The organism is Acinetobacter pittii, from assembly GCF_034064985.1.
GTDB lineage: Bacteria > Pseudomonadota > Gammaproteobacteria > Pseudomonadales > Moraxellaceae > Acinetobacter > Acinetobacter pittii_H.
Genome location: NZ_CP139249.1, coordinates 2080396 through 2101017 on the forward strand (window position 1 = coordinate 2080396; position 20622 = coordinate 2101017).

Annotated in this window: 26 protein-coding genes; 1 reads left to right on the forward strand and 25 read right to left on the reverse strand. The window is 37.7% G+C overall.

Annotation, left to right across the window (positions count from 1 at the left end):
- The first annotated feature begins 29 nt into the window (after positions 1-29).
- Positions 30-941 carry a lysine exporter LysO family protein gene (locus SOI76_RS09875; RefSeq protein WP_032053810.1) on the forward strand — a complete coding sequence of 304 codons (912 nt, stop codon included), beginning with the start codon at positions 30-32 and terminating at the stop codon, positions 939-941.
- Here the strand turns inward: SOI76_RS09875 and pyrF are convergent.
- The 25 genes from pyrF to soj form a co-directional block, all read right to left on the reverse strand.
- Complete coding sequence (gene pyrF / locus SOI76_RS09880) at positions 938-1636, reverse strand: orotidine-5'-phosphate decarboxylase (protein WP_086375780.1); 699 nt, start codon at positions 1634-1636, stop codon at positions 938-940. The genes SOI76_RS09875 and pyrF overlap by 4 nt on opposite strands.
- 180 nt (positions 1637-1816) lie before the next feature.
- Positions 1817-2182, reverse strand: a complete 366-nt coding sequence (locus SOI76_RS09885) for a lipopolysaccharide assembly protein LapA domain-containing protein (protein WP_016141186.1) — start codon at positions 2180-2182, stop codon at positions 1817-1819.
- Positions 2183-2207: 25 nt separating this feature from the next.
- Positions 2208-2510: an integration host factor subunit beta gene (gene himD / locus SOI76_RS09890; protein WP_002121337.1), complete on the reverse strand. Its 303-nt coding sequence runs from the start codon at positions 2508-2510 to the stop codon at positions 2208-2210.
- Positions 2511-2666: 156 nt separating this feature from the next.
- A complete protein-coding gene (gene rpsA / locus SOI76_RS09895; protein ID WP_002121348.1) occupies positions 2667-4340 on the reverse strand; it encodes a 30S ribosomal protein S1 in 1674 nt (557 codons plus the stop codon).
- A 111-nt stretch (positions 4341-4451) separates the two neighbouring features.
- Positions 4452-5132: a (d)CMP kinase gene (cmk, locus tag SOI76_RS09900; protein WP_104079549.1), complete on the reverse strand. Its 681-nt coding sequence runs from the start codon at positions 5130-5132 to the stop codon at positions 4452-4454.
- Between the two features lie 10 nt (positions 5133-5142).
- A complete protein-coding gene (locus tag SOI76_RS09905; RefSeq protein WP_032053807.1) occupies positions 5143-5583 on the reverse strand; it encodes an SRPBCC family protein in 441 nt (146 codons plus the stop codon).
- A 69-nt stretch (positions 5584-5652) separates the two neighbouring features.
- Complete coding sequence (gene tadA, locus SOI76_RS09910) at positions 5653-6156, reverse strand: tRNA adenosine(34) deaminase TadA (protein WP_104079548.1); 504 nt, start codon at positions 6154-6156, stop codon at positions 5653-5655.
- A gap of 5 nt (positions 6157-6161) precedes the next feature.
- Entirely contained in the window at positions 6162-7286 is a 1125-nt protein-coding gene (gene hibch, locus SOI76_RS09915; protein ID WP_104079547.1) for an enoyl-CoA hydratase/isomerase family protein, read from the reverse strand.
- Positions 7283-7996, reverse strand: coding sequence for a uracil-DNA glycosylase (gene ung, locus SOI76_RS09920; protein ID WP_032053803.1), 714 nt, complete (start codon positions 7994-7996; stop codon positions 7283-7285). Before ung ends, hibch begins: the two co-directional genes overlap by 4 nt.
- Positions 7997-8049: 53 nt before the next feature.
- Positions 8050-8646, reverse strand: a complete 597-nt coding sequence (locus SOI76_RS09925) for a 6-pyruvoyl trahydropterin synthase family protein (protein ID WP_104079546.1) — start codon at positions 8644-8646, stop codon at positions 8050-8052.
- Between the two features lie 229 nt (positions 8647-8875).
- Positions 8876-9835, reverse strand: coding sequence for a type II secretion system minor pseudopilin GspK (gene gspK, locus SOI76_RS09930; protein WP_104079545.1), 960 nt, complete (start codon positions 9833-9835; stop codon positions 8876-8878).
- Entirely contained in the window at positions 9836-10591 is a 756-nt protein-coding gene (gspJ, locus tag SOI76_RS09935; RefSeq protein ID WP_104079544.1) for a type II secretion system minor pseudopilin GspJ, read from the reverse strand.
- Positions 10591-10971 (reverse strand): type II secretion system minor pseudopilin GspI, encoded by a 381-nt coding sequence (gspI, locus tag SOI76_RS09940; protein WP_002121425.1) that lies wholly within the window; start codon positions 10969-10971, stop codon positions 10591-10593. The genes gspJ and gspI overlap by 1 nt, the downstream gene beginning before the upstream one ends.
- A complete protein-coding gene (locus SOI76_RS09945) occupies positions 10961-11512 on the reverse strand; it encodes a type II secretion system protein (protein WP_032053797.1) in 552 nt (183 codons plus the stop codon). The genes gspI and SOI76_RS09945 overlap by 11 nt, the downstream gene beginning before the upstream one ends.
- A 6-nt stretch (positions 11513-11518) precedes the next feature.
- Positions 11519-12127, reverse strand: a complete 609-nt coding sequence (locus SOI76_RS09950) for a TetR/AcrR family transcriptional regulator (protein WP_016141197.1) — start codon at positions 12125-12127, stop codon at positions 11519-11521.
- 36 nt (positions 12128-12163) lie between these two features.
- Complete coding sequence (gene ycfH / locus SOI76_RS09955; protein WP_104079543.1) at positions 12164-12937, reverse strand: TatD family hydrolase; 774 nt, start codon at positions 12935-12937, stop codon at positions 12164-12166.
- A gap of 17 nt (positions 12938-12954) precedes the next feature.
- Positions 12955-13296: a PilZ domain-containing protein gene (gene pilZ, locus SOI76_RS09960; RefSeq protein ID WP_104079542.1), complete on the reverse strand. Its 342-nt coding sequence runs from the start codon at positions 13294-13296 to the stop codon at positions 12955-12957.
- A 10-nt stretch (positions 13297-13306) separates the two neighbouring features.
- The gene (gene holB / locus SOI76_RS09965) at positions 13307-14287 is read right to left on the reverse strand and encodes a DNA polymerase III subunit delta' (protein ID WP_104079541.1); all 981 of its coding nucleotides are present in this window, start codon (positions 14285-14287) and stop codon (positions 13307-13309) included.
- A 13-nt stretch (positions 14288-14300) separates the two neighbouring features.
- Entirely contained in the window at positions 14301-15062 is a 762-nt protein-coding gene (kdsB, locus tag SOI76_RS09970) for a 3-deoxy-manno-octulosonate cytidylyltransferase (protein WP_104079540.1), read from the reverse strand.
- Between the two features lie 9 nt (positions 15063-15071).
- Complete coding sequence (lpxK, locus tag SOI76_RS09975; RefSeq protein WP_104079539.1) at positions 15072-16082, reverse strand: tetraacyldisaccharide 4'-kinase; 1011 nt, start codon at positions 16080-16082, stop codon at positions 15072-15074.
- Positions 16083-16084: 2 nt separating this feature from the next.
- Entirely contained in the window at positions 16085-17812 is a 1728-nt protein-coding gene (gene msbA / locus SOI76_RS09980; RefSeq protein ID WP_104079538.1) for a lipid A export permease/ATP-binding protein MsbA, read from the reverse strand.
- Positions 17809-18237: an ExbD/TolR family protein gene (locus tag SOI76_RS09985; protein ID WP_031948167.1), complete on the reverse strand. Its 429-nt coding sequence runs from the start codon at positions 18235-18237 to the stop codon at positions 17809-17811. Before SOI76_RS09985 ends, msbA begins: the two co-directional genes overlap by 4 nt.
- A 15-nt stretch (positions 18238-18252) precedes the next feature.
- Entirely contained in the window at positions 18253-18888 is a 636-nt protein-coding gene (locus tag SOI76_RS09990; protein ID WP_104079537.1) for a MotA/TolQ/ExbB proton channel family protein, read from the reverse strand.
- A gap of 50 nt (positions 18889-18938) precedes the next feature.
- Entirely contained in the window at positions 18939-19826 is an 888-nt protein-coding gene (spoOJ, locus tag SOI76_RS09995) for a ParB/RepB/Spo0J family partition protein (protein ID WP_104079536.1), read from the reverse strand.
- On the reverse strand, positions 19823-20605 hold the full coding sequence (gene soj, locus SOI76_RS10000; RefSeq protein ID WP_002121458.1) for a ParA family protein: 783 nt from the start codon (positions 20603-20605) through the stop codon (positions 19823-19825). The genes spoOJ and soj overlap by 4 nt, the downstream gene beginning before the upstream one ends.
- Positions 20606-20622: the final 17 nt, after the last annotated feature.

The window sequence follows — 20622 nt, forward strand, 5'->3', positions numbered from 1 at the left end:
AGGTAGGTTGATAACAATCTATCTATTATATGCAATCTCTTTATCTCATTATTCAAATATTTTTAGCACTTGCTTCCGGTTATTTTTTAGCTCCAAAACTATCTCTAAATATCCGACACTTTATATTTAAAATACTTCCCTATTTTTCTTATATTCTCTTAGCGAGTGTAGCTTTAGAATTAACATTGGCCCTTGATCAAATCGAGAATCCTTCTGCCATACTCCCACCAGCGATTATCATTGCTCTTACCACGTCTTTTGGTTCGTTCTTTACGTGTTTATTTGCTTATACAATTTTTGATAAACAAAGCGTCAAAGGAAAAATCTCCCTACAACTTTTTGTAAATGCTTTAAAGAACATTGCGAAGGCTTTTTTTGCACTAGGTGTCGGTGTTTTATTCGGCGCTATCATTACTCAATTCACCTCACATATCGCATTTAATAGCTGGTATTTATTATTACTTTTTATTTTCTTAATTGGTATTGAACTTGCCTTTACCCACTTTAACCGCACTTGGTTAAGCTGGAAGATTTTAATTGTACCGTTAGCTGCTTTTATAGGGTCATGTATAGCGGGCTTTTTGAATTACTACTTACTTCACAAACATTTTACACTTAATGAAACTTTAGCTTTAGCACAAGGTTATGGCTGGTATTCAATGTCAGGGATTTTATTTACGCAATTACATTCGGCAGAACTAGGTGGAATTGCCTTATTAACTGACTTATTTAGGGAAATCGTTGCTATTTTTCTAATGTATACGATGGGATGGCGTTTTCCACGCCCTGCTATCTCAAGTGCTGGAGCAACCTCAATGGACGTTACCTTAGCCATGGTAAAACAGTCATGTGGTACACATTATGTACCACATGCCATGATGAGTGGCTTATTATTAAGCCTACTCGCGCCGTTATTAATTAGCTTATTTCTAAATTTTTAGGCAATTGAAGCCAGAATAGATTTCAACATTTCTGTTGGGTTTTCTGCTTTAGTAATCGGTCGACCAATAACCAGATGTGTAGAACCATCAAGCATAGCTTGCTTTGGAGTCACAATACGTTTTTGGTCGTCTGCATTAGAACCCTCTGGGCGAATTCCTGGTGTTACCAGAGAGAAGTCTTGCCCGATCAATTCACGAAGAATCTTAGCTTCTTGAGCAGAACAAACCACCCCATCCAAGCCACTTTCTTTAGTTAATTTAGCTAGACGCTTCACATGCTCTACAGGTTCAATATCTAAACCAATATCTTTTAAATCTTCACGGCCCATTGATGTGAGTACTGTCACAGCAATAAGTTGAGTTTGATAGTTACCTGCTTTTAAACGTTCAACACAGGTTTCCATCATTTTACGACCACCTGAAGCGTGAACATTTACCATCCATACGCCTAAATCAGCTGCCGCACAAACAGCTTGAGCTGTAGTATTAGGAATATCGTGAAATTTAAGGTCAAGGAAAACTTCAAAATTTTGTTCTTGCAGTTTTTTTACAATAGATGGGCCTTCATGAGTAAAAAGCTCTTTACCTACTTTTACGCGGCATAAAGCAGGGTCAAGCTGTTCAACAATTTTTAAAGCGTCATATTGGCTTTTTGCATCTAACGCAACAATGATACTCAAGAGACTTTCTTCCATCATATAAAATCAGCGTTATTATAATAGACAAATCATGAAGGAATAAAGGAATGTAGAGGCTCGCTTTTCAAATTTAAAAGCGATAAGACTAAAAGAGTTTATATTTAGAAGAATAAAAGAAGAACAGATTAAATTAGGGAGATACTACTCTTTACTCATCAATAAAGAGTAGTACGGGGATTATAGCGGAGTAGAATTTTTATCTTGAGGATAAATATCTACAACGGTTTTTTCATGTCTTACATTTGCAGCTGCTTCTGCTGCTGCTAATTGAGCACTTTGGATTTGTTCTTTTCTTAAATGTTCAATATCTTTACGCAGGCGTTTAATTTCCCAACCTTTTTGGAATACTCTGAAAACCTGTACACCTAGTAAAAGACCGACCACTGTTCCTAGTACTAATGTGAGTAGCAATAATAAGCCTAAACGCATAGCAGGAACTTGAGTAAATAACAAATCAACAGAAAGCTCTGTTGGATTTTGCAAAACAAGTGCTAAAGAATAGCCAAATACAACAATAAGCAATGCAATTAAAATATAACGCATAGGCACCCCGACTTATAAATTTTATTTATTTCCCAGATTCGTTTACAGCATCACGAAGGGCTTTTCCGGGTTTGAAATGTGGAACAGCTTTAGCTGCAACTTCAACTGATTTTCCTGTTTTAGGATTACGACCAACTCTTGGATCACGGTGGTGTAAAGCAAAGCTACCAAAACCACGGATTTCAATTCGATTATCAGTTGATAGTGCTTCTATCATTTGATCAATCATAATTTTAACCGCCTCTTCCACCAAAGGTTCAGCTAAGTGTGGGTTTTTTAGCGCAATGCGTTCAATCAAATCAGACTTATTAAGAGCTTCAGTAGTCATCTACGACCTCGTTATTTATTGCTACTCTATGTCGTTCGATAATAACCTGTTTAAATACAAAACGGTAGCGCAGTATGTTGAATACTAGGCTACCGTTTACAGTAATTTGTATAAAAAGTACAATTCCGTTACATGAAACTGTACTTTGTTAACTTATTACTTCATTTGTGCTTTGATCAAGTCACCAATAGTCTTAGGACCATTGTCTTGACTTGTAGTCGCTGTACGCAAGCTAGCAACTGCTTCTTTCTCTTCAGCTTCGTCTTTCGCTTTGATAGACAAGTTGATAGAGCGAGATTTACGATCAACGTTGATGATCTTCGCTTCAACTTCTTGACCAACTTCTAAGAATTTAGTCGCATCTTCTACGCGGTCACGGTTGATTTCAGAAGCTTTAAGAGTTGCTTCAACTTCGTCAGCCAACTTAACAGTTGCACCACGAGCATCAACTGCAGTTACAGTACCTTTAACTAAAGCACCACGTTCGTTAGCAGCTAAGAAGTCATTGAACGGATCGCTGTTCAATTGCTTGATACCAAGGCTGATACGGTTACCTTCAGCGTCTACAGACAAGATAACAGCTTCAACAGTGTCACCTTTCTTGTAACGACGAATAGCTTCTTCACCTTGCTCGTTCCAAGAAATATCAGACAAGTGTACTAAACCGTCGATACCGCCGTTCAAGCCAATGAAGATACCAAAGTCAGTGATAGACTTGATAGTACCAGATACTTTTTCGCCTTTCTCATGAGCTTTAGCAAACTCTTCCCATGGGTTAGCACGAGTTTGTTTGATACCAAGGCTGATACGACGACGTTCTTCATCAACTTCAAGAACCATAACATCAACTTCATCACCAATCTGAACAACTTTAGATGGGTGGATGTTTTTGTTAGTGTGGTCCATTTCAGAAACGTGAACTAAACCTTCAACGCCTTCAGCGATTTCAGCGAAACAACCGTAGTCAGTTAAGTTAGTTACGCGAGCTTTAACGATAGAACCTTTTGGGTAACGGCTCATGATCGCTAACCATGGATCTTCGCCTAATTGTTTAAGGCCTAAAGATACGCGGTTACGTTCACGGTCAAATTTAAGTACTTTAACAGTAACTTCTTGACCAACTTCAACAACTTCTGAAGGGTGCTTGATACGCTTCCAAGCCATATCTGTGATATGTAGAAGACCATCAATACCGCCAAGATCAACGAATGCACCGTAATCAGTAAGGTTTTTGATTGTACCTGTAACTGTTTGACCTTCTTCAAGTTGAGCAAGTAATGCTTCACGGTCAGCAGAAGATTCAGCTTCCATAACAGCACGACGAGATACAACAACGTTATTACGTTTAGCATCAAGTTTAATTACTTTGAACTCTAACTCTTTACCTTCAAGGTGAGTAGTGTCACGGATAGGACGAGTGTCAACTAATGAACCTGGTAAGAATGCACGAACAGGACCGATGTCAACAGTGAAACCGCCTTTAACTTTACCAGAGATAACACCAGTAACGATTTCGCCATCTTCAAAGATTTTTTCAAGTTTAGTCCAAGTTTCAGCACGCTTAGCTTTTTCACGTGATAAAACTGTTTGACCCATACCGTTGTCAAGAGCTTCAACAACTACGTCAACAGTATCACCAACCTGAACTTCAAGTTCACGTTGTTCATTTAAAAATTCAGCACGGTCAACAATGCCTTCAGACTTTAGGCCAGTGTCAACAGTTACCCAGTCGCTATCGATGTTTACAACAACACCTTGGATGACTGCACCCTTTTCAACGTTGAGGTTTAATTCACTTTCTTCAAAGAGGGCTGCAAAAGATTCGGTCATGATATACCTGATAAATTCAGCGGTCTTGGATCAGACAAGGCCGGTTTAGTTAAGTATCAACATAGTCTTTATAGACTGATCAAGCTATGCTTCAACTGATAATTCTATTTACTAAATAGTACGGCTATCGACATAATCAACCATTAACTTAAATACCTGATCGATCGTTAATTCCGAACTATCAATGATATAAGCATCTTTGGCTGGCTTGAGCGGAGCAACTTCTCGCTCCATATCTCTTTTGTCTCGTGCCTGTATATTAGCTAAAATGTCGTTTATTTTAGCATCTAGCCCCATACCCTGCAACTGTTTTACTCTACGCTCAGCACGCGATTCAGCCGAAGCTGTCAGATAAATTTTAGCATTTGCTTCAGGAAAGATAGATGTTGCCATATCACGGCCATCTGCAACTAAACCAGGATTTTGCGCAAAAGCTCTTTGTCTTTCGAATAACGCCTGTCTAAGCTCTGGAATCACTGCAACTTTCGATGCGTATTCACCAACTCGTTCTGTACGAATTGTTTGAGACACATCTTCTCCATCCAAGAAAACCAAAATCCCTGATGCAGAAGTCTCAAATTTAATATCCAGTTGACGTGCATATTGAATACATTCATCAAGCTGACTATCTAATTTCTCTAATAAATCGTGTTTATGTAATGACAACCCTAACAAACGATATAAGGCACCCGAATCAAGTAAATGATATTGATAATGTGCTGCAAGTTTTGCAGCCAATGTTCCTTTACCCGAACCACTCGGACCATCAATAGTAATAATTTGAACTGTCATTGAACTCTCACTAAGAAGCAACTGCTTTAGCTAATCTCGAAAAGCCTAGTGTAATGGCTAGTTTTAGCTGTGCAAGGATTAATTTACTTACCACTGGCGCCTTTGCCGTTAACTCGATGCGGTATGTAACTAAAGTAATGTATGGGGTAATCTCAGAAAACTCGATTCTACCCAAATGGTGTTTAATCAAAGGATTGTCTATCAATTTGTACTCAATACTTTTATTTTCTTCCAACAATGTAATTTCTTCTTTAAGTGGCTTGATTGGACCAAATCCCATACGTCGAACTGAGCCCAAACCATCAGGTCTTTTAGAATCTGCGGAGTCTTTAATACGCACAACTTGTAAAGGTGCAAAGGCAGTATTGTAAGTTGAGTGCTTAGAGAGCAAGTTAAATACATCGGTAAGAGGAGCATTAAATTCTTTTTTTACGGTAATTACATTACGCATTAGATCGTCCTATTAAATAGAATCATGGCATTAAAACCGCGTTAGTTTGCCATAAGAGCGTGTTAATTTTTAATCATTTAAAGACGTTTTTTGTTGTTTCTCTTGTTTCTTTTGCTCACGTCTTTGTTTAAAAAAATAGCTAAGCTGTTGAGCACATTTTTCTTGTAGACAACCATTCTGAAATGTAAACCTATGATTATAATAACCTTGCTGTAATAACTGACGTGCACTTACCAAAGAACCTGCTTTAGGTTCTGGCGTACCAAAAACTACATGTTTAATTCTTGCATGTACGAGCGCACCTACACACATAGTACATGGCTCAAGAGTGACATATAAAGTTGTATCTTCGGGTAATCGATAATTTTCTAAAGAGGAACATGCTGCACGGATAGCTTGAATTTCTGCATGTGCAGTCGGATCTAATAAAGTAATTGGAGCATTATACCCCGATCCAATTACTCGATTTTGGCTCACCAAAACTGCTCCAACGGGGATCTCACCCTGCTGAGCAGCTAATTCAGCTTGCTCGTAAGCAAGCTGCATCCAGTATTCATCATTATATTCAGTCATTTATTTTAGGTGAGCACACCGTGTTGTCTAAGTAAGGCATTCCAGCTATCTATTGAAGTGACTGGTGGACAATCAGCCAAAATACCTCTTAAGCTGAGATCATCACATTGCTTCCATTCTGGTGATAAGTCTTTATCTACCAAGCGTGCGCGTACACCTTCAACAAAGTCAGGATGACGGATTTTCCACTCAGAAATCTGAGCCTCTAGATCAAACACTTCATCCCATGAGTGAATTTGTTTGCCCCATTGCCACAGTAACCAAGTAATTGCCGCGGTACTAGGAGATCCTTTTTGCAAATTCTCACTCGCTTGACGTAACCAATCACTGCTCGCATCACGCAAGCTAACAATCGCTTGATAGTCTTGTTCAAAATTGAAACCACGGCAAACGCTATGAATTACATCAAGTGAGTTTTGCAATGGACCTGCCGCAACAGGACGGTGCAAACTATTTAAAGTATCATCAATTGCTCGGAAATCCCCTGCAGGATAATGAGCCCAATTAATATTTAAAACTTTTTGCAAAACATTATCACGCTGTGCTTCACAAATATGTGTTGCCCAACCGATGCTATATGCTCCAGCAGCAGTCATGATTGAACCGGTTAAACCCGTAAACAAACCTATTGGACCACGATCTGCCAAGAAACGGCTCGCACCAACGTCAGGATATAAACCAATATTAATTTCAGGCATTGCTAAACGTGAATATGGCGTCACTAGACGAAATGGTGCAGCCATAAACAAGCCTAAACCACCGCCCATTACATAACCTTCTCCCCAAACCACAACCGGTTTAGCATAATTATGTAAAAGTAGATCTAAAGCATATTCCTGCTGGAAGAACTTATTTGCGGTATCGACTTCTTGATTTATAACAAGTTGGCGTAATTTTCTAACATCACCACCTGCACAAAAAGCTTTTGGTGTAGTTGAGTCTAACCAAATTGCTTTAACCTGTTCATCGTCACGGAAATCTTCAAATACACGCAATAATGCCGTTACGATTGATTCGTCTAAAGCATGCAACGATTTAGGACGATTCAAACGTACTATACGCCAGCCGTTTTTTGCTTCTTCAACCACCAAGTCCGGGTGATAGTTATTTACATTGGGAGAGTTCATCATGCGTCCAATTGCCAGTCTATGGGCTCAATGCCATGTTGTTTCAAATATTGATTTGTTTTTGAAAACACTTTGCATCCAAAAAATCCCCCTCTATTTGCAGCAAGAGGTGATGGATGTGCGGCTGTTAAAACCAAGTGTTTATCTCTATTTATACGTTGTCCTTTGCGCTGTGCATAAGCACCCCACAAAATAAATACTATATGTTGTCTCTGTTCATTTAGAACATCAATAACTTCATCAGTAAAGGCTTCCCAACCCTGCTTTTGATGTGAAGTCGGCTGTCCAGCCTCAACCGTAAGCACACTATTGAGTAAAAGCACGCCTTGTTTAGCCCACTTTGTTAAGTCACCATGGCGAGGAGCTGGAATACCTAAATCTGTATGTAATTCATGAAAAATATTGCGTAAAGATGGTGGTAATGCAACACCTTTTTGAACAGAGAAACTTAAGCCATTAGCTTGATTTGGGCCATGGTATGGATCTTGCCCTAAAATCACAACTTTCACATCAGCCAATGGTGTGGTATTTAAAGCATTAAAGATTTGCTTACTTGGTGGATATATTATTTTTTGAGCTTGTTTCTGTTGAAATAAGAAATCGCGCAAGTTATCCATCTGAGGACTTAATAGAAAAGGTGCTAAAGATCTTTTCCAACTTTCTTCTAATTGAACTTTACTGAGTTTATCTTGCTGTTGCTCAGTTAATTGCATTAATGTCATCCTAGATCAATTTTCAATTCTACAAATAAAATAAGTAATTCGATTTATACTTCGACTTGCAAATCAACTTGAGGATTATTAAATCTAATCCCTTTTTTCAAGTCTTCATACATGTGTGGATTTGCCCACTCTAACTGAATTTGTTCTGAAAAGACAATTCCATCAAGTCTTAAAATACCCATTTGTTCGTTTTGAATATCTTCAATAAAGCTTTGAGCATATCCAGTATCAGTCTCATGAACAATAACAGAATATACTTCAACATCACCTTCCCCATTTTGAGTGACTGTTGATTGTAAAACTTGCTGAGCTAGATAAAAGAAAATACGTGAAAACTGTTCAGCCGACGGTGAAACAGGTAAAGAAATCCAACGAGCACTAAAAGTCTGACATGCCTCAATATACTGAGGATCATCTTTTTCCCAAAAACAGATTGCATGGTCAAAGCTATCGAAAAGATCTTTTATTACTCCCTTTAGGAGTCCAAAATCATAAACCATTTGCCCATGATCTAATTTCGAAGCTTTAAGCAATAACTCAACTTTATAGCTATGTCCATGAATTGATCGCTTACAACGATCCGATGTACAGTTACGTACAACATGTGCATTTTCAAACTTAAATAACTTACGAATTAACATGTGCCAAATCGATCATTCCTTCTAAGAACATTATTATAAAGCAAAAGATGAAAATTTCGCACCACTTTTCAATTAGAAACAATTAGCAAAAAGTATGATAAGACTTATGAAGAAACATTGGAGATACATATATAGAAAAATTATATTTATTTAAATATGTACTCGATAAAAAATTAATAATTACAAACCACGACAGTCTACCAAAAATAAATAAATCATAAATTTTCAATTAGTTAAAAGGCGCTATATTTCTAGAATATACATAAACCTGCTTATCACTACGCATTAAGGCACTTGTAAACTGTCTTTTTCTATTATTCAACACAACCTCAATTTGTGCTTGAAAAAAGTTCGACTTTACATCTAAAAGGCTACTAACTTCAGTTTTCTTTTGTGGATCAACTGTTGAAAAAGCATTCAATTGCCATAATTCATCAATATTTTGAAAGAACTTTAAATTCTGTTGGCGTAATTGAAGTTCTTTTTCTATAGTCACTAAATCCAATTTTTGATCAATACTCGCTAATACTAATGGCGATGCGGTATTAATATTCACTTTTGTATTTTCAGGTAATGCAGAAATGTATGGTGCGATTAAATCATATTTCTTGCCTTCAAAACCTCTTACCAACTTCAACTCCTCTATACGATGAAATTTAGCATTTGAAGCTAAATAACCAGGATCAAGGCCTTCATAATAATTACTTTCTGCCCCCATAGGTCCAGATGGTTCGTCATCTGGATCTTGCCAATCAATAACTGCTTGACTTAACTCTGCTGGCAACCCTACACGCACAAGCAATCGCTCAAACCAATTTTTAGCAGCTTCGTTTACCTTACCTTCATTGGTCGTTAAATTGTTTAGGTTAAATTTTCCTGACTCATCTAGTAAGCGCCCCGATACGGCTCCATCTTCTATTGGAAAAGGTGGCATTGGCTGAGCCCAGCTTTCCTTTAAATGATCGATACCACCAGCATTATTTGCATCTTGAATTAATAATTCAGAAAAAAAAGCTTCTGCACTTTTTGCATAGAGTAATGACTGATTTTGACGCATCAAATAACCCGTGTTTTCCATCGTATTAGTTTGATGCTTTGCGATAGAGGCAGCTAAAATTGTAGCCAAAGCAACCATTATCAAAATTGTGAGTAATGCTACACCTTGCTGATTTTTTTTATAGAGTAACATTTATTGACCTCCCTGTTTGGAGAGCGATAAGTCACCTTGGTTTAAGCTATAAATCCACTCATAACTTACACCTGCAACCGTGAGTTGCATTTTTATTCCTTTTGGCAACTTCCTAAATTCATCAGGTTTTGTAGGGTCAATATTAACTTCAGGCCACTTTGTTACTTCTTGAGGTGTCAAAACCATAATTTGAAATTGTTCAACTTGGCTCAACAGCGTACTTGATAAGGGTTGCTCTCTATTTGAAGTATTTAAGTTACTATATTTAAGGCGATAAAGCTTTTTTTGATCAGGATCATATCGATATTCGATACGCTCAAAAGGTGATAATCCTTGCTTTAATGGATCAGTAACACCCGCCTTACTAAAGCGGAGAACTTGATTATCAATCTCTAAAGCTGGACGTAATTGCCCGCCTTGATTGGCTGATAAAGGTATAATTTGCAATGTATCACGCAAAACTTGTTGATAAGCATCTTGTAATTCAAATAGCTGCACTTCATGTTGAGTATTACGATCGCGAACTTTTAATAAATAGTCAAAAACCTTCCAACCCAACAAAGATAAAATAGCAAAAATTGCAATTGAAACTAAAAGCTCAACTAAAGTAAATCCTGAGCAAGGATTAACAAAGCGAAGCTTTGTCTGAGCGCAAGATGAAGAGCTTTGCTCGGAGTAACCCCTCATCATCTGCTCCGATCGTACCGCAAGACGTGAAGCAGTGCTTGGAGAACGAGAATATTTATTCTTTATCATTATTTTGCTTTCATTGGATAATTAAAAAATACCAAGTGAGTAATACCATTTTGAACTTTACCCTTATCAGAATCATACAAGCTAATTTGTAAATCAACTTTCTGAACATTCGGGCTAATTGTAGATTGTGCAGATTTGTCAATCTGCCATGTTTCGCCTTGAGAAGTAACTTGCTTACTTTGAGTACCTTCAAGCCATTCCTGATTTATCTCCATTAAAGCAATTTCATTCATTGCGACAAACTGTGCTTTTGTTCTAAGAATTGCATTTGAGGTAGATTGAGTATATTGCATGGCTACTTTAGTTAGCGCGACAGCTGCCACTGCAAAAATTGCTAAAGCAACCATCACTTCTAATAGAGTAAAGCCTTTAGATTTCATTTATTTTACCCAAATGATCAATTTGTATTTCTGAACCAATTGGTTTTTGCTCAAAGTAGAACTGGATTTTAACAGTTTTAGCTTCACCATTGCCAAACCAGATTAACTGAGGAGCTTGCCCTCCAATTAAATCGGTATTCGTAGCTTTTGAATAGTTTTGCTCATCTAAAGTTTGTACTGTAAACGATACGTGTTTAGGCAGTTGCCGCGTAGTAAATTCTGAATATTTTTGCCAGCGATTTTTTATATCCTGAACCTGTAATTTACTCTGGTCGTGATATTCATATAATTCATAAGAAAATGGTGAAACGTCGGTTTCACTAAGAGTAGATAAAGCTAGAACACGAGATTGATCAAGCGACTCTTTACCAATTTTATGTATATCAAGCAAAAATAGCTCTCTTGCTTGCATTGCTTTCTTTTGGTCAACCCCACCAATGTTAAGTACGACGAGTGAAGTCATAATGGTCATAATAACAATCACCACCATCACTTCAATAAGTGTAAAACCTTTTTGGGATTTAGGTGATTGAGATTTCATATCGACCTAAGCATATTGCTCAACAGCTTGTTTAGGTAAGGCTAATGCCTGATCAATATAAGCCACTCTCAAAGTGTCTCTTGAACCTAAATACCGTTGGTAAAAACTTGAATTGAGAATAGCTGCTGCACCATGTGTTAATGACCAAATAGAAGCCAAATAATCACGAGTCGTCATATTACTTTGAATAGATTCTAAATAATGATCTGTCATGCGAATGATAATTCGCAATCGCTGTTTACGAACCTGATAAAGCTCATGAAAAAGATGATGTACACCTTGAGCAGTGATTGAGAGTTTTTCTTCAATTTGGTGAAATAAAACTGTTCGCTCAGGATGATGTAAATGATGCAACATGAAAAAAGCTAAATGTTCTGGAAAGGCCTTTTCAGTATCTTGAACCATTTCAAGTAACATACGCTCATTACGAATAATCAACAGCATGTACAACTCATCTTTACTTTGAAAGTGTTTGTACAAAGTTCCTTTTGCTAAATCAAGCTCAGCAGCTAGGACATCAAGTGTCATTCCAGCTTCGCCATTTTCTAGCAATAATTGTTCCGCAACCTGAAATATTAATACTTCTCTTGCTCGGAACTGAGCCTGACGATCCATCTTCACGCAATTACTCTCTTATATAGTTTCAATGACCTAAATCGCTTTTAGCAAGTTCTCAAAATTTTGTGAGGTGATCATTGCAATTTCCTCAACCGATTTATCATATACATCACTGAGCGCTTTGGCTACATAAGGCACATATTTTGGCTCATTTGTTTTACCACGATATGGAACAGGGGCTAAATATGGACTATCTGTTTCAATTAAAAGACGGTCTAGAGGGACCTGTTTAGCTACATCTCTTAGATCTTGCGCGTTCTTAAATGACACAATACCGGAAAAAGAAATGTAATAACCACAATCCAGCACAGCTTTAGCCGTTTCCCAATCTTCAGTAAAACAATGCAGAATTCCATGTGTTGAGTGTTCAGCACGAATAATATCTACCGTATCATGCTTTGCTGAACGGGTATGAACGACAACTGGTTTTTTTACAATTTTTGAAGCTTGGATATGTCTTGCAAAACATGCCTTTTGCTCCTCAATGAAATCTGTACTGTGATAATAATCCAGTCCAGTTTCACCTAAAGCCCACACCTTTTCTGATTGAGCTAAGTCAATTAAATATTCAGTTGTTGCGCGTTCCATAGTGTCCACATCCTCACAAGGATGTACGCCGACCGTATAACCAACGTCTTCATGTTTTTTTGCAATTTCTGCTAGTGCAATATGGTCATCTAGATCTACGGAAATTGCCATAAACTTAGACACTCCTTCTGCTCGCGCTGCTGCAAGCGCAAGGTCCAGATCACCGCTATAAGGCGTTAAATCTAACATCGTTAAATGGCAATGCGTATCAACAAACACTTTTCTTTCCTATTTAATTACATGGCATAACTTGGGCGGTCTAGAGACATACTACCAGCCAAAACTCGTTCTGCCTCGTTTTTATAGTAAATTCCCTTATCTCCACTTAATTGAATAGCAAAACCTTGAGGTTTAAATCCACTTTGCTTATGGGAGATCCAGATTACCTTACCTGTTAGAGGAATTTTTTGAGACTGCTCAGGCAAAGTTGCCAAAATGAAAATTTCTTGTCCCATCTTTACCTTTTGTTTTGATGGTACGAATAGACCTCCACCTTGCACATATCCCATATAGCTTGCTTGTAAAGTAGCTTTATCAGGAATATTTACCTGAATAATTCCCCCCATTTGCGGCTGCATCATCTTCCCCTTAAATATTCATTAATATTATAAACAACTGATCTATAATTAGTTGAGTTTGTACATTTTGCTCAACAAGCTTTTTTGCTTGTTGTAATTCATTATAAATATTAAATAAGCTTTCTAAATCATAATATGAGCTTAACTGATCAAAATTTAAATCAGTATTTTTTTGTGGCTGATTTAGCTTGACACAAATTAAATCACCCAACAAGTATTCAAAAAGCATTATAAAATCACTAAAACTTAATTCTTTTTGCCATTTGCCTGAGAAAAATAAAGGCATATTTTTTTGAGCAACGATTTTAAGCCAATCATTTAAGAAAATTTGTCTTTTCGCAAACCAGTCACTTTGAGCAATTTCTATTGCTTGTAAAGGCATATCATTAGATAAGCCAAGCAGTAAATCAGGCTGCACTTCTGCAAGTTCAGTTAAATGCTCATTCAAATATGATGTAGCTTGCTCGTAGGAGATACGATCCAAAGCAAAATGCTGTAAACGGCTACGAATAGTGGCTGGTAATTTAAGGTAGTGATCAGCCAGCAAAATTAAAACAACACGCTCGCCTGGTTCTTCTAAAGTCTTTAGTAAAGCATTTGAAGATGCCAAATTAAGTGCTTCAGCAGGCTCAATCACAATAACGCGCCAACCTTCTCCCGTTTGTTGTACGAAAGGTAGTAAGTCACGAATCTTTTCTATTTTAATCTTTGCATTCTGTTTTTTATTTTCTTCATCCGTTGTGATATGAACATAATTGGGATGAGTGTCTGATTTTAACCATTGGCAACTACTACATTCACCACAAGGGCCTTGTGGCTGCTTATTTAAACAAAGCACCCATGCTAAAAAATGCTTAGCAAAAGCATGTTTCCCGCACCCTTGCTTGCCGTAAAATAAGAGACCATGGCCAATATTGGGAAACCTTGTAGTCAAGGTATCCCATGTTGTTTGCTGCCAAGGATAAACCTTTGAAGTTACATTCGGATTCATTAAAAATTAACGCTTATTCAAAAGATTCAACAGGCATATTATTTAAGCGATCAAGATCAGCTTGAGTGTCCACACCGGGTGGTAAATTTGCTTCGGCTACAGCGATTGCAATTCGATGACCATTTTCTAAAACACGTAATTGTTCAAGACTCTCAAGCTTTTCAAGCTTACCCATATCCCATGTTACATATTCTTGTAATAAGTTCACTCGATAAGCATATAAACCTAAATGACGAAATGCTTGTGAATGTAAAGTCGGTTCATCATGCTTAGCCCCATCTCGATCATAAGGAATGGTAGCCCGGCTAAAATATAATGCTTCATTTTGCTTAGACATGACTACTTTTACAATACTGTCCCGCTGGAACTCATCTAAGGTATGAATCGGCTCACACAACGTAGACATTGAACAATTTGGTTTATCTACCAAAAGTTTTGCAACTTGTTGAACAAGTTGAGCTGGCAACAAAGGTTCATCACCTTGAACATTTACAATAATATCGTCTGCATCCCAGCCTTTAATACGAGCAACTTCACTTAAACGGTCTGTACCTGAGGGATGATCAGCGCTGGTAAGAACTACATCAACTCCATTTGCACGGCAAATCTCAGCAATACGCTCGTCATCTGTTGCCACACACAGATCATCAAAACCTTCGACTTTTTTTGCCTGATCCACTACACGTAAAATCATAGGACGGTTATGAATAAGCAACAATGGTTTACCTGGCAAACGCGAACTTGAGAAGCGTGCTGGAATGACGATGTGTTTCATTTTTTCTACCTAAGATAATTGAATATCAAGTTTTTGCAATTGCTGTTTTAAAACCTCATAACACTGTGGAGACAGGACGGCTTTAACAGGAACCACCCAAATAGACTGTTTAAATTCAGGATGCTTTTCAAGTAATGGCAATAGTTTAACTGCATCTTTTTCAGTTGTAATAAGTGGCAGCTCGTCATTAAAAATTAAATCATTGATTGTGTAATCATGATGATCACGAAATGCATGCTCTTGAAATTGTTTTAAACCCAGATCTTTAAGTGTTTGATAAAAGCGCTGAGGAAAGCCAATCCCGACTACAGCGTGATAACTATTCTCAGGATTAAAATTGGGTTTAGAACTAGACAAAGGATTGAGTAAATATGGCTGTCCTGTCTCGAGATGCATGTTTAATTCTGTAGCAGGTTTATGAGTATGCTCAATCACTGTTCCAGTTTCTAAACGTTCAACAGGCTCTCGCAGATAGCCTTCAGGTAATAATTTTTTATTCCCTAAACCTCGATTTTGATCCAGTACAATCCACTCGATTTGTCGTCCCAGTGCCCAATGCTGCAACCCATCATCACTAATAATTAAATCTACTGATGTTGATGCTAATAAAAGTTCAATTGCAGCCTGTCTATTAGGACCCACTGCCATTGCTACACTTGTTGATTGAACAATTAATGCAGGCTCATCTCCAACCTGATTTGCTTGAGCACCCGAAGTAACCAACATTGGAAAAGGACCATTACCCCCATATCCCCGACTAATTACCCCTACTTTTACATTATGCTGTTGTAGATAATTCACCAGTTGTATTAGTAAGGGAGTTTTTCCACTTCCACCTACTGTGATATTCCCTATAACCATCACAGGCACGGGTGCTTTATAAACTTGCTTAAAACCCGAATTATAAAGATTACGATTGAATAGGAACCCAGCGCGATACAAGCAAGACAATGGACGTAAAGCAATCAACCAACTCGATTGCTTATTCCATGCATTTTGGATCAGCTGGGCTAATGACATGCTTAGTTATCCTCGAAATTACGCTGATGTAATTGATAATAAGCACCATGTTTTGCAAGAAGTTCTTGGTGGGTACCTTGTTCAACAATTTGCCCTTGATCCATTACTACAATACGATCAGCATTTTCAATTGTTGATAAACGATGAGCAATAACAATAGTTGTACGATCTTGCATCGCTTCATCAAATGCTTGCTGAATAAAATGTTCAGATTCATTATCTAGAGCACTTGTAGCTTCATCTAAAATTAAAATTGGAGCATTTTTTAGAATTGCTCGAGCAATAGCAATTCGCTGACGTTGTCCACCTGATAAGTTGAGACCTTGTGCACCTAAGACAGTATCATAACCATTTGGTAAATTCATAATAAAGTCATGTGCATATGCAGCTCTTGCAGCCGCATGAATTTCCTCATCTGAGGCACCCTGCAACTGACCATAAGCAATATTTTCGCGAACAGTACGGTTAAACAATACAACTTGTTGATTTACCATTGCGATTTGTGTACGCAGACAAGAAAGATCAATATCATTAATTGGCACATTATCTAAATAAATTTGCCCACTTGATACTTCTTGGAAACGTACCAACATATTAACTAATGAGCTTTTACCAGCACCTGAACGTCCAACTAATGCTACAGTTTGACCTGGAAGAATATCTAGAGAGAAGTCTTTAATCGCTTGTACACCATCAGCATAATTTAATGCTACATGATCAAAACGAATCGCACCATTTAATTTAGGTTTCAAATGGCCATTATTTTGCTCTTCAGGCAAATCTAATAGTTCAAAAACAGAGTGAGCTGCAGCTAAACCGCGTTGTAACTTTTCATTAACATCAGTCAGGTTTTTTACCGGTTTTGCTAATAAACCAGCAGCTGTAATATAAGCCACGAACTCACCAGCACTTGTATTACCTAAAATCTGTGGTCGCAAAGCTAACCATACAATAAGGGCCATAGCACAAGCCATCACCACTTGAACCACGGGGCTATTCAGGTTTTGCACAATTACCATTTTCAGACCACGTTTTAAGTTTTCTTCCGATGACTTATAGAATCGTGCTTGTTCAGACTCCTCACCTGCAAAACTTTTTACTACCGCATTACCGTTAATACTTTCTTGAACAACATGATTCACATCACCCATCGTATCTTGGACTTGTAAAGAAAGCTTTCGCATTCGTTTTGAAGCTTTACGTACCAATACACCAATGACTGGTAAAAATACAAATATACATAGAGTCAGGCGCCAATTGGTATAAAACAGATAACCCAATAATCCCAATGTAATCATCCCATCCCTAACGATGGTTCTTAATGATTCCGAAGAAGCTGCCGTTAGCTGCTCAACGTTATACATAATCTTGGCAGTAATATGGCCAGATGAATTATCAAGGTAATATTGTGCTGGTAGTCTTAAAAGTTTGGCATAAACTTCTTGGCGAATACTAAAAACTAAACTACGTGAAATCACCGCAGTATAGTAACCGCCCATAAATAGGCCTAAACCACGGAAAAAAACCAATAAAATGATTAATAATGGGAACCAATCCAAATCACCTCTACTGCTATTTTGGATTGCATCAATAATAAATTTAATCAATTTAGCAACGGAGACTTCTGTTGCTGAGTTAATACCGAACCCGATAAGTACTAATAAGGCCACGCCCCAATAAGGTTTTAAATAGGCTATGAGACGCAAATAAACCTTAAAATCTTGATTCACTCAGAAAAACCTCTAGAAGGAACTTTGGTACTAATATTGATGTTAACAAAACCGAGTTGTCCTGCTACATCCATAACGCGAATTACATCCTGATGAGACGCTTTGGCATCCGCAGCAATGATGAACATAAAATCACGGCGCTCTTGAGCAACTTGCTTAATCGCAGTACTCAGATCAGCAACCTCTTTAGACGAAAGTGCCTGACCATTTACAGCATAATGACCAGCAGAGTCTACCACGACTTCAATTTTGTGATCGTACTGTTTTGGTGGAACACCTTGGGCATCTGGTAAAGTTAAATTGATGCGACTTGGCTGATTAAAAGTGGTAGATAACAATAAAAACACTAGAATGAACAGTAAACAATCAATCATAGGCGTTAGATTGATATGAATATCTTCGACCTGAGAACGTTTAAACTTCATATTGTTCCCTACCCATCAACCAACACGGCGATGTTCTTGCACAGCTGAAGAACGTTTGTAAAACAACGATGCATGAAAGAGTGTAGATTGCTGTTCTAACTCCGCAACATAATCTTGCACCACTCTTTGGAAATAGCGATATGCGATTAGAGCTGGAATCGCAATTAACATTCCAACAGCTGTGGTAATAAGCGCTTTAGAGATACCTGGAATCATTAAACTTGGGCTACCAGCCGATCCAAAATCAATCACAAGAAATGATTCAATAATCCCGACTACTGTACCAAGCAGCCCTAATAAAGGTGCCACCGCACTCAAAGTTCCTAAGAAATTAATATTTTTTTCTAAATAAGAAATTTCTTGAGAAGCTGCCACTTCCATTTGCGCACGTGCAAATTGCTCACCATGCTCACGATAATCAAAACCTGCTTTTAAAATGTGGGCCAATGCGCTGTTCTGGACTTCTACATTTTGTTCTATATTTTCCACAATATCTTCAGTTCTTAAAGAACTATCATCAATTAATGCTTTGGGTAGAACTTGTGAACGTCTTAACCGAACAAAACGTTCAATGCTGATCGCAACAGTTAAAATTGAGCATAGAATTAAAGGCAGCATCAACCATCCACCCGCTCTCACAAGTTCCCACATATCTTCTTCCCCAAGAATATAAAATTAGAAATATATGACCCAAATGTAAATTAATCAGGCAAACAAATATTTAAAATGCCATCTAACTCATCTAAGGTATGGTAATGAATAACAAGCTTACCCTTACCTTTTTGATTATGATCAATTTTCACATTAGCGCCAAAACGCTCTGATAATTTTTGTGTCAATTGTTCAATATCTGGTGCTACAGGTGCTTTTTCCTTCTCCTGCTTAGGCTCACTTCTATCACGCACCAATTGCTCTGTTTGACGAACAGATAATCCTTTTTCAATTACAATTTTAGCAATGTCTAATTGATCTTTACCCTTTAACGTCAAGATAGCTCGAGCATGTCCCATATCAAGCTGACCTTGTTGCATGAAATCTTTAATTTCTTCCGCCAAACTCAACAAACGAAGTAAATTACTTACTGTAGTACGTGCTTTCCCTACTGTGTCAGCAATTTCTTGATGGCTCAAACCGAATTCATCATGAAAACGCTGTAAAGCTATTGCTTGATCAATCGGATTTAAATCTTGGCGTTGAATATTCTCAATGAGCGCTAAAGCGATAGCAACCTGATCATTTAAATCACGAACAATTGCAGGAATTTCAGTTAAACCCGCAAGTTGTGCTGCACGCCAGCGACGCTCACCCGCAATGATTTCATATGGGTGCGCTTCATCATCAACTGGACGAATTACAATAGGTTGCATTACCCCATGTTTTTCAATAGAAGAAGCTAACTCTTGTAAATCATGCTCATGAATAAAACGACGTGGTTGATATTCACCACGTTTTAATAAATTTACATCAATTTGCTTTAACTGTCCGTGGTCAAGCGCCTGTGCTTCAAGTTGTAATTTTTCTTTTTGAATTGAACCAAGTAATGCATCTAAACCACGTCCTTTAGCCAATCCGCGTTTTTTGATGCTCATACTTTACTTCCTTTCTTCACTTTACTTTTCTTTAACATCTCAGCTGCAAGATTTAAGTATGCAACTGCACCTTTAGAACTTTTCTCAAAATAGATCACAGGTAAACCATGCGCTGGTGCTTCTGCTAAGCGGACATTACGTGGAACAACGGTATCATAAAGTTTTTTACCGAAATACTGCTCTAGCTCCGCAGATACATCACGTGTTAAAGCATTTCGTGCATCGTACATTGTACGTAATACACCAATAATTTCTAAATCAGGATTTAATGCTTTTTGAATACGATCAATAGTCTGCGTTAAATCAGCCAAACCCTCTAGCGCATAATACTCGCATTGCATTGGAATGATTACACTATCTACAGCTGCCAAAGCATTAACAGTAATCAAGCTCAAGCTTGGCGCACAATCCACAATGATAAAATCAAATGAGTTTCTAATTTCATTCAAAGCATTTTTTAGAATGAATTCACGACCCTCTTGCTCTGCAATAGCGAGTTCAACACCAGAAAGTTCACGATTAGAACCTAAAACTTTATATCCGACTTCTGCTTTTTGAATAGCTGTTTCAATTGGTACTTCGCCAAGTAGAACATCCGTAATGGAATACAAAAGATCGTTCTTTTGAATACCGGACCCCATCGTAGCATTACCTTGTGAATCCATATCCACAAGTAATACACGTTTCTTTAATACAGCTAGAGACGCTGCAAGATTTACTGCAGTCGTTGTTTTACCAACACCACCCTTTTGGTTTGCAATCGCAATAATTTGAGCCATGGTAACCCTAATACTTT